Annotated in this window: 16 protein-coding genes and 1 pseudogene; 3 read left to right on the forward strand and 14 right to left on the reverse strand. The window is 71.3% G+C overall.

Features of this window, described 5'->3' with window-relative positions; all coding sequences use genetic code 11:
• From VH112_06965 to rpsO, 5 genes are all read right to left on the reverse strand, one after another.
• A partial coding sequence (locus VH112_06965; protein ID HEX4539972.1) for a helix-turn-helix domain-containing protein occupies positions 1 to 443 on the reverse strand: 443 nt, incomplete at its 3' end.
• A 58-nt stretch (positions 444 to 501) separates the two neighbouring features.
• Positions 502 to 1,305 carry a 4-hydroxy-tetrahydrodipicolinate reductase gene (gene dapB, locus VH112_06970; GenBank protein HEX4539973.1) on the reverse strand — a complete coding sequence of 268 codons (804 nt, stop codon included), beginning with the start codon at positions 1,303 to 1,305 and terminating at the stop codon, positions 502 to 504.
• Positions 1,306 to 1,315: 10 nt separating this feature from the next.
• Positions 1,316 to 2,629, reverse strand: coding sequence for a pitrilysin family protein (locus VH112_06975; GenBank protein ID HEX4539974.1), 1,314 nt, complete (start codon positions 2,627 to 2,629; stop codon positions 1,316 to 1,318).
• Positions 2,568 to 5,105: a polyribonucleotide nucleotidyltransferase gene (locus VH112_06980; protein HEX4539975.1), complete on the reverse strand. Its 2,538-nt coding sequence runs from the start codon at positions 5,103 to 5,105 to the stop codon at positions 2,568 to 2,570. Before VH112_06980 ends, VH112_06975 begins: the two co-directional genes overlap by 62 nt.
• Positions 5,106 to 5,308: 203 nt before the next feature.
• Complete coding sequence (gene rpsO, locus VH112_06985; protein ID HEX4539976.1) at positions 5,309 to 5,566, reverse strand: 30S ribosomal protein S15; 258 nt, start codon at positions 5,564 to 5,566, stop codon at positions 5,309 to 5,311.
• Positions 5,567 to 5,672: 106 nt separating this feature from the next.
• Between rpsO and arfB the strand changes: the two genes are divergently transcribed.
• Positions 5,673 to 6,089: an alternative ribosome rescue aminoacyl-tRNA hydrolase ArfB gene (gene arfB, locus VH112_06990; protein HEX4539977.1), complete on the forward strand. Its 417-nt coding sequence runs from the start codon at positions 5,673 to 5,675 to the stop codon at positions 6,087 to 6,089.
• On the opposite strand, the gene VH112_06995 is transcribed toward arfB, so the two are convergent.
• The 5 genes from VH112_06995 to infB are packed head-to-tail and all read right to left on the reverse strand — an operon-like array spanning position 6,052 to position 10,520.
• Complete coding sequence (locus tag VH112_06995) at positions 6,052 to 7,053, reverse strand: bifunctional riboflavin kinase/FAD synthetase (GenBank protein HEX4539978.1); 1,002 nt, start codon at positions 7,051 to 7,053, stop codon at positions 6,052 to 6,054. The genes arfB and VH112_06995 overlap by 38 nt on opposite strands.
• Positions 7,054 to 7,064: 11 nt before the next feature.
• Positions 7,065 to 8,009 (reverse strand): tRNA pseudouridine(55) synthase TruB, encoded by a 945-nt coding sequence (truB, locus tag VH112_07000; GenBank protein ID HEX4539979.1) that lies wholly within the window; start codon positions 8,007 to 8,009, stop codon positions 7,065 to 7,067.
• Complete coding sequence (locus VH112_07005; protein HEX4539980.1) at positions 7,996 to 8,385, reverse strand: ribosome-binding factor A; 390 nt, start codon at positions 8,383 to 8,385, stop codon at positions 7,996 to 7,998. The genes truB and VH112_07005 overlap by 14 nt, the downstream gene beginning before the upstream one ends.
• A 12-nt stretch (positions 8,386 to 8,397) precedes the next feature.
• Complete coding sequence (locus VH112_07010) at positions 8,398 to 8,766, reverse strand: DUF503 domain-containing protein (protein ID HEX4539981.1); 369 nt, start codon at positions 8,764 to 8,766, stop codon at positions 8,398 to 8,400.
• Positions 8,679 to 10,520, reverse strand: a complete 1,842-nt coding sequence (gene infB / locus VH112_07015) for a translation initiation factor IF-2 (protein HEX4539982.1) — start codon at positions 10,518 to 10,520, stop codon at positions 8,679 to 8,681. The genes VH112_07010 and infB overlap by 88 nt, the downstream gene beginning before the upstream one ends.
• Positions 10,521 to 10,747: 227 nt before the next feature.
• Between infB and VH112_07020 the strand changes: the two genes are divergently transcribed.
• Positions 10,748 to 10,873 (forward strand): hypothetical protein, encoded by a 126-nt coding sequence (locus VH112_07020; protein ID HEX4539983.1) that lies wholly within the window; start codon positions 10,748 to 10,750, stop codon positions 10,871 to 10,873.
• Between the two features lie 559 nt (positions 10,874 to 11,432).
• Here VH112_07020 and VH112_07025 read toward each other — a convergent pair.
• From VH112_07025 to rimP, 4 genes and pseudogenes are all read right to left on the reverse strand, one after another.
• Positions 11,433 to 11,735: pseudogene (locus VH112_07025) on the reverse strand (translation initiation factor IF-2 N-terminal domain-containing protein).
• Positions 11,668 to 11,946: a YlxR family protein gene (locus VH112_07030; GenBank protein ID HEX4539984.1), complete on the reverse strand. Its 279-nt coding sequence runs from the start codon at positions 11,944 to 11,946 to the stop codon at positions 11,668 to 11,670. The pseudogene VH112_07025 and the gene VH112_07030 overlap by 68 nt, the downstream one beginning before the upstream one ends.
• Positions 11,943 to 13,220 carry a transcription termination factor NusA gene (nusA, locus tag VH112_07035; GenBank protein ID HEX4539985.1) on the reverse strand — a complete coding sequence of 426 codons (1,278 nt, stop codon included), beginning with the start codon at positions 13,218 to 13,220 and terminating at the stop codon, positions 11,943 to 11,945. The genes VH112_07030 and nusA overlap by 4 nt, the downstream gene beginning before the upstream one ends.
• A complete protein-coding gene (rimP, locus tag VH112_07040; protein HEX4539986.1) occupies positions 13,217 to 13,762 on the reverse strand; it encodes a ribosome maturation factor RimP in 546 nt (181 codons plus the stop codon). Before rimP ends, nusA begins: the two co-directional genes overlap by 4 nt.
• Positions 13,763 to 14,030: 268 nt before the next feature.
• Here rimP and proS point away from each other — a divergent pair, with 268 nt between their 5' ends.
• Complete coding sequence (gene proS / locus VH112_07045; protein HEX4539987.1) at positions 14,031 to 15,407, forward strand: proline--tRNA ligase; 1,377 nt, start codon at positions 14,031 to 14,033, stop codon at positions 15,405 to 15,407.
• Positions 15,408 to 15,416 lie beyond the last annotated feature (9 nt).

A 15,416-nucleotide genomic window follows, 5' to 3' on the forward strand; every position in this document is an offset into this window, starting at 1 on the left:
GCTGTCTCCTCCGGGTCGAGCCCGGCCGCCCGGGACTGCTCCTCCATGTGCGGCATGAGAAAGGCCCGGATGTAGGCGAGGATCCGGGTGCTCTCGACGGTCAGCTGGGGCAGGAGGCGGTCGGGCTCGGTCTGGAGGATCTTCTGGAGGACCTCGTGCTCCTCGACGGCCCGATGGGCGAAGAACAGCGCCTCCTCGAGCAGCTCGTCAAGCCCCTCGGTAGTGCCCACTGCGGCGGCCAGCCGGTCGAAGAACCGTGCCGCCTCCCAGGCGATCACCTCGGCCACGAGCTGATCCCGCCCGCCGGGGAAGTAGCGGTAGATCGTCGCTCGCGCCAGGCCCGAGGCCCGGGCCGCGTCCTCCACGGTGGTCTTGGCCAGCCCGTACCGGGCCACGCAGGCGTAGGTCGCCTCCAGGATCCGCAGACGCGCATCGCCGGCCACGACAAACCCTATCGGGGGGCATCTGGCGCCGACGGCTCCCGACCCCGAGTCAGCGCTCTCAGAGGCCGAGCAGTGAATCGAGGCCGAGCGTCAGGCCGGGCCGCTCGGCCACCGACTTGACGGCCAGCAGCACGCCCGGCATGAACGAGGTGCGGTCGTAGGAGTCGTGGCGGATCGTGAGGGTCTGGCCCGCCGTGCCCAGGATGACCGCGTGGTGGGCGACGAGCCCGCGCAGGCGAACCGAGTGCATGCGGATGCCGCCGGGACCCGTCGCGCCCCGGCTGCCCTTCACCACCTCGGTCCTGGTCGGGTCCTCGCCCCAGCCGCCAGCGCCGGACGCGTCCCGCGACTTCGACATCCCTTCCGCGATACGCAGCGACGTCCCGGAGGGGGCGTCCAGCTTGGCGTCGTGGTGCAGCTCCACGATCTCGGCCGTCTCGACGTAGGGGGCGGCCAGCTCGGCGAAGCGGATCATCAGGGCAGCGCCGATGGCGAAGTTGGCCGACAGCACACAGTTGGACGAGCCCGAGAACAGACGGTCGAGCTCGGCCATGTCGTCGGCGGTGAAACCCGTCGTCCCCACGACGGCGTGCACCCCCTTGGCTGCGCACCAGTGGAGGTTCTCGCGGGCCGCGCCGACCTCGGTGAAGTCCACCGCCACCTGCGTCTCGGCCCGAACGAGCGCCTCGGCGTCGCCTTCCACCTGCACGTCGGAACCCTCGACCCCGGTCACCTGATAGATGTCGATGCCCGCCAGGCGGGGGTCGACGGCTGCGACCAGCTCGAGGTCCGGATCGTCGGCGACCGCCCGGCACACCGTCGAGCCCATGCGTCCCCCAGCGCCGAACACGCCGACTCGCATGCCCTGCACCCTAACCAACCGCGCCAGCGAGGTCCGCCGCACCGAAAGGGCCGAGCACGACCACCGTGCGTGGTGCACCGAGCACCCGGCGAGCAGCGGCGGCGACCTGATCGACGGTGACGGCGTCGATCCGGGCCAGGAGCTCGTCCACCGTCAGGACCTCGTGATGGAGGAGCAGGCTGCGCCCGATCCGGCTCATGCGGGCGGCGGAGTCCTCGAGCGCCAGCAGGGTCTCGGCCCGGAGGTGGCCTCGGGCGAGGTCCAGCTCGTGGGCGGTGATCCCGTCCGCCACCAGTCGATCGAGCTCCCCGTTGACCAGCTCGAGCACGTCGCGGGCCCGGCTCGGCGTGGTACCCACGTACACCGCGAGCGACCCCGTGTCCTCGTAGGAGACGCGATCGGAGTACACGGAGTAGGCGAGCCCGCGCCGCTCCCGGATCTCCTGGAACAGGCGGCTCGACGCGCCGCCGCCGAGTGCATGATCGAGGGCGGCCAGCGCCCAGCGGTCGGGGTCGTGGCGGTCGGGCGCCCGCGCCCCGACGACCAGGTGCGCCTGCTCGGTCGACCGGGGAACGACGACCGACGGCTCGCGCTGCCCGTTTGGTGGCGTCCGTCGCGGTGGAGTGCCGCCGGCGACGCCCGCGAAGCGCGCCTCGATGCCTGCCGCCACCTGGTCGTGGTCGAGGGCCCCGGCGGCGGCTACGACCATGTTGGCCGGCCGGTAGTGCTCGTCGAAGAACCGCCGGACGTCTCCAGTCGCCATACCCTCGATGCTCTCCTGGCTCCCGAGCACCTCCCGCCCCAGCGGATGGTCCGGGAACAGGGCGGCCGCGAAGCGGTCGTAGACCAGGTCGGCCGGCTCGTCGCCGTGCATCAGGATCTCCTCGAGGATCACCTGGCGCTCGGCCTCGAGCTCGTCAGGGCGCAGCGCTGGTGACCACATGATGTCGCACAGCACGTCGAGACCCAGATCGAGGTGCTCGGCCAGCAGGCGCACGTAGAACGCCGTGTACTCCTTGGTCGTGAAGGCGTTCATGTCGCCACCCACGGCGTCCACCGCCTCGGCGATGGCGCGCGCCGTCCGCGTGGGTGTGCCCTTGAACAGCAGATGCTCCAGGAAATGGGACGCCCCGACCTGGCCCGGGCGCTCGTCGCGCGAGCCTGTCCCGACCCAGAAGCCGGTGGTCACCGAGCGGACATCGGGCATGGCCTCGGTGACGAGACGCAGCCCGCAGGCGAGCTGGCTGGTGCGGATCAACCGGTCAGCGCCGACCGCCGCGGCGCCGCCGAGGGCCCCCACCGCCGCCGCCGCCGCCACTGCCACCACCGCGGCCGCCCTCGGGGCGACGTGACCCACCACCGGAGCCGCTGCCCTCCGGGCCGAGCTGGCCCATCTCGGACTCGAGCTCGCGCTCGAAGGCGTCCTCGTCGAAGGAGACGTAGCTGCCGCGGCTGTCGGCCGTCGCCACACCGCTGGCGGGGCTGTCGGCGGTGGCGCCCCGGTCACCGGGGCGCCCCCGACCACCCGAGGTGTCATCCCTCCGGCGCCGCCCCTCAGGGGCGTCGCCCGAAGCCGCGCCGCCTCGGGTGTCGACGTTCCCGCCGGAGCGCTGGCCGTCGCCCTCTCCGGGCCCGTTACCCGCCAGCGAGAGCGAGATCTTGCCCTGCGGGTCGATGTCGTCGACCCGCACGTCGAGGGACTGGCCGAGCTCGACCACGTCCTCGACCCGCTCGACCCGACGACCCTGACCCAGCTTGGAGATGTGCACCAGTCCGTCTCGTCCGGGGAGGATGTTGACGAAGGCGCCGAACTTGGTGATGTTGACGACCTTCCCGGGGTACACGGCACCGACCTCGGCCTTCGGTGGATCGAGGATCAGCCCCAACCGCTTGCGGGCCTCCTCGACAGCTCGGCCGTCCTTGGCCCCGATGGTGACCGTGCCGACCGTGCCGTCGTCGTCCACGTTGATGTCGGCACCCGTCTCTTGCTGGATGGCGTTGATGACCTTGCCCTTGGGCCCGATGACCTCGCCGATCTTGTCGAGGGGGATCTCGATGCTCACGATCTTGGGCGCGTGCTCGTTCACACTCGCCCGCGGCTGGGAGATGGCTTCCGCCATCACCTCGAGGATCGTCAGCCTGGCCTCGTGCGCCTGTTGCAGAGCCTCGGCGAGCACGTCGGCCGGCAGCCCGTCGATCTTGGTGTCGAGCTGGAGGGCAGTGACCGCGTCGGCCGAGCCCGCCACCTTGAAGTCCATGTCGCCGAAGGCGTCCTCGGCTCCGAGGATGTCGGTCAGGGTGGTGTAGCGCCCCTCCGCGTGCACCAGGCCCATGGCGATCCCGGCCACGGGCGCCTTGATGGGCACGCCGGCGTCCATTAGGGAGAGCGTCGAGCCACAGACCGAGGCCATCGAGGTCGACCCGTTCGAGCTCAGCACCTCGGACACCAGCCGCAACGTGTACGGGAACTCCTCGGCCGAAGGGACGACCGGGAGCAGGGCCCGCTCGGCCAGGAGGCCGTGGCCGATCTCCCGACGCTTGGGACCCCGCATGAAGCCCGTCTCGCCCGTCGAGTAGGGCGGGAAGTTGTAGTGGTGCATGTAGCGCTTCGACTCGTCGATCCCGATGGTGTCGAGCAGCTGGTTCATCCGGGGCATGCCCAGGGTGGTCACGTTGAGCACCTGGGTCTCGCCCCGCTGGAACAACCCCGAGCCATGAGCGGTCGGTAGCACGCCGACCTCGGCACTGAGGGGCCGGATGTCGCTGGGGCCCCGTCCGTCGATGCGCACGCCGTCCTCCACGATGCGCCGACGAACGAGCTGCTTGGTCAGCGCCCGGACCGCGGCCTTCACCTCACGCTCACGCCCGCTGAGCTCCTCCTCGAGCGCGGCGGCGATCGATGCCCCCGCCTCGTCGAGCGCGGCGTTGCGCTCGGCCTTGCTGACGATCGTCGTGGCCCCGGTGAGGCTCTCGGATCCCACGTCGAGGACCCGCGTCCAGACGTCGTCGCCGTAGTCGAGCTGAGGCTGGTAGGGGATGGTCGGCTTCCTCCCCGCCTCGGCGACGAGCCGGCGCTGGAGCTGGATCGACTCCCGGATCCAGGTCTTGGCCGACTCCAGGCCGGCGGCGATGACCTCCTCGGTGACCTTCGGAGCCCCGGCCTCGTAGTAGCTCCACGCCTTCTCGGTGCCCCCGGCCTCGACCATCATGATGGCGACGTCGCTGTCGGGCTCGTCGCCGAGGGCCCGCCCCGCCACGACCAGCTCGAAGGTCGAGGCGTCACCCTCCTGGTAGGTGGCGTGCGGGATCCAGCTCCCGTCCTGGGACCAGGCGATACGGACGGCCCCGATGGGGCCGTCGAAGGGGATGCCGGACACCATCAACGCGGCCGAGGCGGCGTTGATGGCCAGCACGTCGTGGGGGTTCTCCTGGTCGGCACCGAGGATCGTGCCCACCACGTGGACCTCGTTCCGGAAGCCGGCGGGGAACGACGGCCGCAGGGGCCGGTCGATGAGCCGGCCGGTAAGGATGGCCTGGTCGGTGGCCCGGCCTTCGCGCCGGAAGAACGAGCCGGGGATCTTGCCAGCGGCGTACATGCGTTCTTCGATGTCGACGGTCAGGGGAAAGAAATCGATGCCCTCGCGCACCGTCCTGGCCGCGGTGGCGGTGACCAGCACCACCGTGTCGCCGAGTCGGGCGACCACGGCTCCGTCGGCCTGACCGGCCAGCTTGCCGGTCTCGAGGGTGAGAGTTCGATCGGTCCCGCTGATGGGAGCCGATACTGAGATGGCGTCCGCCATGACACTCCTTGTCTGTCAGGCGGCGGCCGGGCCAGTTCCCAGTGGTCGGGCACCTGACCTTTTCTCCCTGCCGGGTGGCCGGCCACTGGCAGCTGACAGCCGGCGCCGCCTGCTGCGTGTTGTCGGGCGGGCTCTTCCCGCCACGTTGTTTGGTATGTGCGTCGGGCGGCCCTACGGCCGCCCGGTGTTGTCGTATCCGGTGCTCAGCGACGTAGCCCGAGCCGGGCGATGATCCCCCGGTACCGTTCGACGTCATTGGCCATGACGTAATCGAGCAGCCGACGACGGCGGCCGATGAGCTTCATCAGCCCCCGCCGAGTGTGGTGGTCACCCTTGTGCACCCTGAGGTGGCCGGTGAGGTGGTTGATGCGCTCGGTGAGGAGCGCGATCTGCACCTCGGGTGACCCGGTGTCGGTGTCGTGGAGTCGGTGCTCGGTGATCGTGGCCGACTTGTCGGGCATGCTTCGAAGATCCTCGGATGTCGCAAAGAGCCGCCAGGGCGCGAATGCCCCGGCCAGACCGACTGTAGCAGGGCTCCACCCCTTGGGCCGGTTAGGGTCAGGGCCGGTGGAGGAGGGCTACCTCCGGGTCACTCGCTCCTGCTCGATCCCGCTCGGCGAGCTCGAGTGGCGCTTCAGTGGTGCCGGCGGCCCCGGTGGCCAGCACGCCAACACCGCCAACACCAGGGCGGAGGTCCGGTTCGACGTCGCCTCTTCGCCGTCGCTGGGCCCGCGACAGCGGGCCCGCCTGCTCGAGCGCCTGGGCCCCGTCGTGCGCGTGGTTGCCTCCGACGAGCGCTCGCAGGCCCGCAACCGCCAGCTGGCCCTGGAGCGCCTGGCCACACGGTTGGCGGCGGCCCTCCGGGTCGAGCGCCGGCGTGTGCCCACGGCGCCGAGCTCGGCCTCCAAGCGACGACGGCTCGATCACAAGCGCCGCCGGGGCGAGCTCAAGCGCCAGCGCCGCCCTCCGCCCCCAGAGAGCTGAGCGTCCAGCCTGCGAGCGCGGCGCGGGTGGCCTCGACGTCCTTGGCCATCTGGGCGGCCAACGCCTCGGGCGAGTCGAAGCGCTCCTCGCCCCGGAGGCGGGTCACGAAGCGCACCTTCACCCGCTCCTCGTACAGATCGTCCGAGAACTCCAGCAGGTACGCCTCGAGGAGCGACGAGTCGGCGTGCTCGTAGAACGTGGGACGCCGCCCCAAGGAGATGGCCGCGGCATGAACGGAGCCGTCGGCGCGCTCGACGTGCCCGGCGTAGATCCCGTCGGCGGGCAACAGGATCTCCTGGGGCACGGCGACGTTGGCGGTCGGATAGCCGAGCACCGCCCCGCCTCGCCCGTCACCGTGCCGCACCACGCCGCGAACCTCGTGGGGCCGGCCGAGGAGGCGGGCCGCGTCCGTCACCCGGCCCTCGCGCAACAGGCTGCGGATACGGGTCGACGACACGGGCTCTCCGGGGCCCGATGAGCCGTCGCCGGTCTCGTCGACCAGTCTGAGACCGATCACCTCGAAGCCCCGCTCCGCCCCCATCTGGGAAAGGAGCGCCACGTTGCCCCGCCGCCCGTAGCCGAAATGGAAGTCCTGGCCGACGACGATGACCCGCGTCCGCAGGCATCCCACCAACACCTCCTCGACGAAGTCCTCGGCGGACTCGCGTGACCGCTTCTCGTCGAAGGTGATCACGACCACGTGGTCGACGCCGGTGTCGGCCAGCAGCTCGATCTTCTGGTCAAGGTCGGTGAGCACCTTCGGGGCGGAGTCGGGACGCACGACCGACGCCGGGTGCCGGTCGAAGGTCACCACTGCGGTGGACAGGCCCAGACGCTGGGCCCGCTCTCGCACCTCGGCGATCACCCGCCGATGTCCGAGGTGGACCCCGTCGTAGGCGCCGATGGTGACGGCGCTGCCCTGCTCCGGGCGCGGACACTGCCCCAGGTCGGCGATGACCTCCATCGGCCTCGAGGCTACTGGCTCGTAACCAGCACGACGGCGGGCTTCAACCGGGCGTCGTCCCCCTGCTCGTAGACGGCCAGCAGTCGCCCGCCCTCGTCCACGACGGCCCACGGCCCCTCGCCCACGGGGCCCACGTCGGCCCGCTCCATCCGGACGCCGTGCCCCACGGCCTCGGCCACTGCGTCGTCGACCCGCAGCCGCGGGTAGTCCCGCATTGCCTCCGCGGGGCTGAGCACCGAGGCGACCGCGGAGTCGGGCGAGAGCTCGTCAAGACGACCAGCCTCGGACAGGGTGAAAGAGCCGATGGCCTGCCGCCGCAGCCGTCGGAGGTGGGCGCCGCCACCCAGAGCGGACCCGAGGTCGGCGGCCAGCGCCCGCACGTAGGTGCCCGACGAGCAGTCCACCTCGATGGCGAAGACACCGGGCTCGTCGGTGGGCTCGACGTCGAAGCGGGAGACCGTTACCGGTCGAGCGGTGCGTTCGACCTCGATGCCCTCGCGGGCCAGCTGGTAGAGCCGCCGTCCCGCCACCTTGCGGGCCGACACCATCGGAGGCGTCTGCATGATCTCTCCCGTCAGGTGTCGCGCCGCCTCCCGGGCCTGGCCGACGGTGACGCCGCGCATGTCGTACCGCTCCACGACGTCTCCCTGGTCGTCGAGGGTGGTCGTCGCCGAGCCCAGGACGACCTCTCCGGTGTAGGACTTGGACAGCGCGCCCAGGAAACGCGTCAGGCGGGTGACGCGGCCGAGCGCCACCAGCAGGATGCCGGTGGCGGCGGGGTCGAGGGTCCCGGCGTGGCCGACGCGACGCTGACCGACGATCCGCCGACAGCGGGCCACGACGTCATGGGAGGTCCAGCCCGGATCCTTGTCGACCACGAGCAGGCCGTCAGCCGGCCCGGGAGGCCGGCTCGGGGTGGCAGCCGGCCCGGGAGCCTGCTGGTCAGCCTCCGGCATCGGCTCCCGCGCCGGGCCGGTCCAGGCGGCGGAGGATCTCCTCCACCCGCTCGCCCTCGGCCACCCCGGGGTCGGCACTGAAGGTCAGCTGGGGTGTGCGCTTGAGCCTGACCTGGCGGCCGATGGCCGCCTGGAGCCGGAACCGCTGCTGCTCGAGACCCTCGCGGGCCGTATCGCCGAGCGAGCTCAGGAACACGGTGGCGTGGCGCAGGTCGGGCTCGCTGACCACTGCGGTGACCGTGACGAGCAACAGCCGCTCGTCGTGGTCGGACAGGCGCTCGATCTCGCCCGCCACCACCTCCCGCAGGACCTCGTTCACCCTGGCCGTCCGGGGATATCGCGGACGGTTCCGCTTGCTGCCTCTACGATCGACCACCCTCACCACCTCCTATCCCCGGTCCAACCAGTGGCGCTCGGCACCCAGCACCTCGACGTCGGGGTTGGACCAGATGAAGCGCTCCACCTGGTCGAGCACATCGCTCACGTGGCCGACACTCCCTGCCACCGCCGCCAGGCCCAGCACCGTCCGCTGCCAACGGTCCTGATGGGCCACCTCCGCCGCGGCCACCGAGTACCGCTGGCGGGCACCCTCGAGGATCGGCTTGACGACAGCCCGCTTGGTCTTGAGCGAGCGGCTGTAGGGCAGGTGGAGGTCGACCTCCAGAACGCCTACGTGCGTGGAATCTCCCGCTCTTCGAACGTCTCGATGATGTCGCCCTCCTTCAGGTCCTGGAAGTCGGACAGGCCGATGCCGCACTCGAAGCCCGCCTGGACTTCTCGGACATCGTCCTTGAAGCGCCGCAGCGACGAGATCGCGCCCTTCCAGATGACAACGCCCTCGCGCAGGAACCGAACCTTGGAACCGCGGGTGATGACGCCGTTGCGGACGTAACAGCCGGCCACGGCACCCACACGCGGTACCCGGAAGACCGCCCGCACCTCGGCGTCTCCGGTGACGACCTCCTCGAACTCGGGAGCCAGCATCCCGACGATGGCGGCCTCGATCTCCTCCAACACCTTGTAGATGATCTCGTAGGTGCGGATCTCGACGTTCTGAGTCTCGGCCATCTCCCTGGCCCGACGATCGGGTCGCACGTTGAAGCCGATGATCGTGGCGTTCGACGCCGCTCCCAATTGGACGTCGTTCTCGGTGATGCCGCCGACGGCGCGGTGCACGAAGCTCAGCCTGACCTCGTCGCGCTCCAGCTTCCGCAAGCTCTCGGTCAGCGCCTCCAGCGAGCCCTGGACATCCGCCTTGAGAATGAGGTTGAGCGTCGCCGTCTCGCCCCGCTGGATCTGCTCGAAGACGTCCTCGAGCTTGGCTCCCGGCGACGCCGAGGGCGTGGGCGTGTACCCGGCGAAACGGATGCGCTGCTCGCGGGCCTCGCCGATGGTGCGGGCGGTGCCCTGGTCGGACGTCACCCGCAGGTCGTCGCCAGCGTTGGGCACCTCGGAGAAACCGAGGACCTCGACGGGGGTTGAGGGGGTGGCCTCCTTGATGTTGTCCCCGCGGTCGTCCACCAGCGCCTTCACCCGTCCCCAGGCGGCGCCCGCGACCATGGGATCGCCGACCCGCAGAGTGCCCTTCTGGACGACGGCCGTGGCCACCGGGCCCCGACCGACATCGAGATTGGCCTCCAGGACCACCCCGCGCGCCCGCCCCTCCGGGTTCGCCGTGAGCTCCTGGACCTCGGCCAGGACAAGGAGCTGCTCGAGCAGCTCGTCGATGCCGACGTTCTGCAGGGCGGACAGCTCGACCATGATCGTGTCGCCACCCCAGCGCTCGGGCACCAAGCCCTGGTCCGACAACTGCTGCATGACCCGGTTGGGATCGGCGTCCTCACGGTCGATCTTGTTGATGGCGACCATGATGGGCACCTCGGCGGCCCGAGCGTGGCTGAGCGCCTCGATCGTCTGCGGCATCACGCCGTCGTCGGCCGCGACGACCAGGACCACGATGTCGGTGACCTCGGCCCCGCGGGCTCGCATGGCCGTGAACGCCTCGTGGCCCGGCGTGTCGATGAAGGTGATGAGGCGCCCGTCCTTGTCTGCCTGGTAGGCGCCGATGTGCTGGGTGATGCCGCCGGCCTCGCCGGCCACCACGTTGGTCTCACGGATGCGGTCCAGGAGCTTGGTCTTGCCGTGGTCGACGTGGCCCATCACGGTGATGACCGGTGGCCGCTGACGCTGGAGCGCAGGATCTTCTTCCTCGTCGGCCTCGAAGTACTTGGCCTGGAGGGCGGCCTCCTGCTCCTCGCCGGCGTCGACGAGGCGCACGGTGGCGCCAATCTCGGCCGCGAACAGCTCGATCATGTCGTCGCTCAGCGACTGCGTGGCCGTGACCATCTCCCCCTGCAGCAGAAGGAAGCGCACGACGTCGCCGGCCGAGCGGTTGACCTTGGGCCCGATGTCCTGAGCGGTGGAGCCCCGCTCGACGACCACCTCGTCCTCGGGCACGGGAGCGTTGGACGGCGTGTAGGTCGTCAGCTGGGTCGGCTCCAGCTCCTCCATGTTGCGCCGGCGACGACGAGGCCGCCGCTGCGGGGGCCGGCCACGTCCGCCCGGACCACCTCGTCCGGCGGGGGGCGGCGGCATCCCCGGGCCGCGCCCCAATCCACCACCTGGGCGACCTCCGCCGTAGCCGCCGCCTCCGGGACGGGGGCCTCCGTATCCGCCGGGGCGCCCCGTGCCGGTCCCGGCAGGGCGGCTGCCCCCTCCGGGACGGCCGGCGCCAGCCGGTGGCCGAGGTCCGGCGGGCGCGCCTCGTCCGCCCACGCCTGGCGGGGGCGGGATCGGGCGGCCGGTGGACGATCGAGGAGGCCCTCCGGGCGGCGGAGGGATGGGACGACCGGTGCTGGGGCTGACCGGCGGACGACCGCCTCCCGCCGTCGGCGGAGCCGGTCGGCCGCCTGGGCCGCCTGGAGACCGGCGTGGCGCGGGCTCGCCCGAGGGCGGTGCCGAGGGCGGACGGCTGGCGCCCCCCCGGGCACTCGGCCCAGGCTCGCTCTGACGAGGTCGCCCGGCCGAGGGCGCGTCGAGGGAGGGTCCGGTGGGTCGGCGGTCCGTCGGTCCTCTCGGGATGTCCCGGTCCGGCGCTCCGGCCGCCTCGGTCGGGCCCGTGCCGGCCTCGGCGGCCCCCGCTGGGGCGCTCGCCGCTGGCTCGCGGGTCTCGCTCGGCGGCCTCGGGGCCGGCGCGGCGGCGGCCGGGACGCCGACATCGGGGACTCCGGCAGCAGGCGGACGAACGGGCTCGGCGGGCTCGGGTCGGGGCCGCGGGGGCGTGACTCGGGCCGGGCGACCGACGGCGTCCTCGGACCGCGTGGAGCGGCTGCCGGGCCCGGCGGTCGGCGGGGCGGCCCGCGGCGGCGCGGGCGCCTCCTCGGGGGCCACGGCCCGCCGGAGGCCCTCGCGGTCGGCCTTGCGCCGGACGCGGTCAGCCTGGGCATCCTCGATGCTCGAGGAATGGCTCTTGACCCCGATCCCCAGCGACTCGCAGAGGTCGAGCGCCTCCTTGTTCGTCAAGCCGAGCTCTCGAGCGAGCTCGTAGACTCGGATTTTCTTCGCCAACTGCTGGTTCAGTCCTCTCTTGACTCGTAACTGCCCGAGGGTGCTTATCCTCCCACACGCCCCGGCTATCCCGGGTCTCTCCCCCGGCTGACTAGTCCTCCACCCCGTCCGTTCCGCTGGGAGCGGCGGCCAACGCCTGTTGCAACCGCTCCACCGCAAGCCGCTGGACCGGCGCCCGCAGGGCCCGCGAGAACCCGTCCCGACGCTGGGCCAGATCCACGCACCGGCTCGTCTCGGCGCACACCCACGCTCCCCGACCCGGCAGGTGCCGACCTATGGCCAGCTCCCCCGCACCGGTGCGAACGACCCGTACCAGTGCCTCTGGAGACGCTGTCCGGCGGCACCCGACACAGGTCCTGCGGGGCGTTATGCGGGAGCCTCCTCTTCGTCGACCGCCTTGCGGGCGGCCACCTCACCCCCCTTGACCTCCTCTCCGGCTGGGGCTGCCCCGGGCGGGGCAGGATCCGCAGGGGCGGACTCGCTCGACTCGGCCGACGGGGCCGAGTCGGTGGGGTCGGCGGCGGGAGGGGACTCCCCGAGGGACCACGCCTCGGCCGAGACCGCCTCGCCGCCCTCGGCGGGCTGCCAGACCAGTTCGCCTGCCTCGTTCTGCACCCACTCGCCCTCGGCCCACTCCTCGCCGCCGTAGCCAGCCTCCTCCTCCGCCAGCTGGGTCTCGCTCTTGATGTCGACCCGCCAACCGGTCAGGCGGGCCGCGAGGCGGGCGTTCTGGCCCTCCTTGCCGATGGCCAGGGAGAGCTGGAAGTCGTGGACGATCACCGTCGCCGTGCCCGTCTGGTCGTCGAGGCGAACCTCCTTCACCTTCGCCGGCTGGAGCGCCCGCAGCACGAACTCGGCCGGATCCTCGGAGAAGGGCACGATGTCGACCTTCTCGCCTCGCAGCTCGTTGGTCACCATCCGCACGCGGGCGCCGCGGGCCCCGACGCAGGCCCCCACCGGGTCGACGTTGGCGTCGTTCGACCACACGGCGATCTTGGTGCGGTGCCCCGGCTCGCGGGCCGCCGCCTTGATCTCCACGACCCCGCTGCTGATCTCGGGGACCTCCAGCTCGAAGAGGCGCTTGATGAGACCCGGGTGGGTGCGGCTCACCACGATCTGCGGGCCCTTCGTCGTCTTGCGTACCTCGACGATGTAGGCCTTGAGGCGGGCGCCGTGGTCGTAGCGCTCGTACGGCACCTGCTCGGCCTGTGGCAGCAGGGCCTCCACCTTCCCCAGGTCGAGGAGGGTGTAGCGATTGTCGCTCTGCTGGATGATGCCGGTGACGATGTCGCCCTCGCGCCCCGCGTACTCCTCGTACTTGAGGTCCCGCTCCGCCTCCCGGATCCGCTGGAGGATCACCTGCTTGGCCGTTTGGGCCGCGATGCGCCCAAAGTCGTCGGGTGTGTCGTCCCACTCCCGCAGGACGTTGCCGTCCTCGTCCAGCTCCTGACCGTAGACCCGGATCTCGCCCGACTGCGGGTCGACGGTCACCACGGCCTCCTCGGCCGCGCCGGGCATGCGCTTGTACGCCGAGACGAGCGCGTTGGCCAGGGCGTCGAGCAACGTGTCGACACCTATGCCCTTGTCGCGGGCGATCTGCTGGAGTGCCTCCAGGAACTCGAAGTTGCTCGTGCTCTTGCTCATGACGTCGTGGCCTTCTTGGTCTTGGGTGGCGAGGGGCGATGCGGGCCCCGACGGGCACCACGCCCGCCGCCACGGCCCTGATCGGTCGGTCCCCACTGGAAGGTGGTCCGGGCCCGCTCGATGTCGGCGTAGGCGAGCCGGCGTCCGTCGTCGGGAAGGCCGGCGCCCGTGATCACCACGCCGGAGCCGTCGGCGTGGGCCAGCCGGCCGGCGACTCGTCGCTCCCCGTCGGTCCCGGGTCTCGTCTTCACGCTCACCTCGGTCCCGACGAAACGCAGGAACTGCTCGGGCGTGCGTAGCGGCCGCTCGACCCCCGGGCTGGTGACCTCGAGGGTGTAGCGCCCCCCGGGAACTGGATCATCGCGGTCGAGCGCGACCGAAAGGGCCCGGTTGATCTCGCTCAGGGCTTCAAGGTCGATGCCACCCGGTCGGTCCACCGTCACCCGGACGAGCCCGGCACCGACCTGGATGTCCACGAGCTCGAGGCCCGAGGTGGACAGAACCGACTCGATCAGCTCGTGAGCTCGTCTTGCCTGACCCATCTCGTACCTCCTCTCGTCTCGTCACGACCGCCCTTGCTGATGCAAGAGGCGTGGGCACCGCCCACGCCTCCCTGCTCGACCTGTACAACTGAACAGCTGCCTTGCTGAACGGCTTTCCTCGAACTGAACGGCTATCCGAGTAGTATAGCAATGCCGGCCGATTTCGGACCTGGTCGATCGCGTCCAATTGCCGCCCCCGAAGCCTCGAACTGGCCGCTGCGGCGCAGGCGTCTCCAATAGCCGCAGGCGTCTCCAATAGCATCGCCTGGTGGCCCGTGCCCCCATTCTCACGCCTCGAGCGGACGACTTCCCCCGGTGGTACCAGGACGTCGTCGCCAAGGCCGAGCTCGCCGACAACGGCCCCGTGCGGGGCACCATGGTCATCCGGCCCTACGGCTACGCCATCTGGGAGCGCATGCAGGAGGAGCTCGACACCCGGATAAAGGCGGCCGGCGCCAAAAACGTCTACTTCCCGCTGCTCATTCCCGAGTCCTTCGTGCACCGGGAGGCCGAGCACGTCGAGGGGTTCAGCCCCGAGCTGGCCGTCGTCACCCACGGGGGCGGCAGGAAGCTGGAGGAGCCGGCGGTCATCCGTCCGTCGAGCGAGACGATCATCGCCGGCTACTTCGCCAAGTGGCTCCAGAGCTATCGGGATCTCCCGCTCCTCGTGAACCAGTGGGCCAACGTGGTGCGTTGGGAGCTGCGGCCCCGGCTGTTCCTGCGCACCACGGAGTTCCTGTGGCAGGAGGGCCACACCGTGCACGAGACCGAGGACGAGGCCCGACGCTACGCACTGCGGATCCTGGACGATGTCTACCGCGACGTCATGGTCCGGGTCCTGGCCATCCCCGTGCTGACCGGTCGCAAGACCGACCGGGAGCGCTTCGCGGGCGCCACCACCACCTGGACCTGCGAGGCCATGATGACCGACGGGAAGGCGCTGCAGATGGGCACCAGCCACGAGCTCGGACAGAACTTCTCGCGTGCGTTCGGGATCGAGTTCCAGTCGCGGACCGGAGAGTCGACGTACGGCTGGCAGACGTCGTGGGGCGTCTCGACGCGCATGGTCGGCGGCCTGGTCATGGCCCACGGCGACGACAACGGCCTGCGCCTGCCGCCCCGCCTGGCCCCGATCCAGGTGGTCGTGGTGCTGGTCCGGGACGAGGACGGGACCGGGCCCGCGGCCGAGGCGCTGGCCGCCGAGCTGGCGGCTGCCGGACATCGCGTCGAGCTCGACGCTGCGACCGACACCTCCTACGGACGCCGCGTCACCGACTGGGAGCTGAAGGGCGTGCCCGTGCGCATCGAGGTCGGACCCCGGGAGCTGGCGGCCGGGAAGGTGTCCCTCATCCGCCGGGACAACGGTGATCGGACCGCCGTGGCCCTCGACCAGGCGGTGGCCTCGGTGGGCGAGGCCCTGGACGCCGCCCAGGGCGACCTGCTGGCCGAGGCCGAGTCCCGGCGCGACGACCGGACCGTAGAAGTCTCGACGGTCGCGGAGGCCAGGGAGGCGGCAAAGGACGGCTTCGCCCGGTTGCCCTGGCGCAACGTGGGAGTCGAAGGAGAAGCAGAGCTGGCCGGCGCCGGCGTGTCCGTCCGCTGCCTGCTGGCCGACGACGTGGCGGTCGTGGGCCGGGCGTACTGAGCGCCGGCC

This window comes from Acidimicrobiales bacterium, assembly GCA_036270875.1.
Classification (GTDB): domain Bacteria; phylum Actinomycetota; class Acidimicrobiia; order Acidimicrobiales; family AC-9; genus AC-9.

Coding starts and splice junctions, on each gene's coding strand:
- nusA (HEX4539985.1), bottom strand. CDS start 13,220: ATGAGCAAGAGCACGAGCAACTTCGAGTTCCTGGAGGCACTCCAGCAG.
- infB (HEX4539982.1), bottom strand. CDS start 10,520: ATGGAGGAGCTGGAGCCGACCCAGCTGACGACCTACACGCCGTCCAAC.
- VH112_06995 (HEX4539978.1), bottom strand. CDS start 7,053: ATGGAGGTCATCGCCGACCTGGGGCAGTGTCCGCGCCCGGAGCAGGGC.
- rpsO (HEX4539976.1), bottom strand. CDS start 5,566: ATGCCCGACAAGTCGGCCACGATCACCGAGCACCGACTCCACGACACC.
- VH112_06980 (HEX4539975.1), bottom strand. CDS start 5,105: ATGGCGGACGCCATCTCAGTATCGGCTCCCATCAGCGGGACCGATCGA.
- dapB (HEX4539973.1), bottom strand. CDS start 1,305: ATGCGAGTCGGCGTGTTCGGCGCTGGGGGACGCATGGGCTCGACGGTG.
- truB (HEX4539979.1), bottom strand. CDS start 8,009: ATGCCGGAGGCTGACCAGCAGGCTCCCGGGCCGGCTGCCACCCCGAGC.
- rimP (HEX4539986.1), bottom strand. CDS start 13,762: ATGGGTCAGGCAAGACGAGCTCACGAGCTGATCGAGTCGGTTCTGTCC.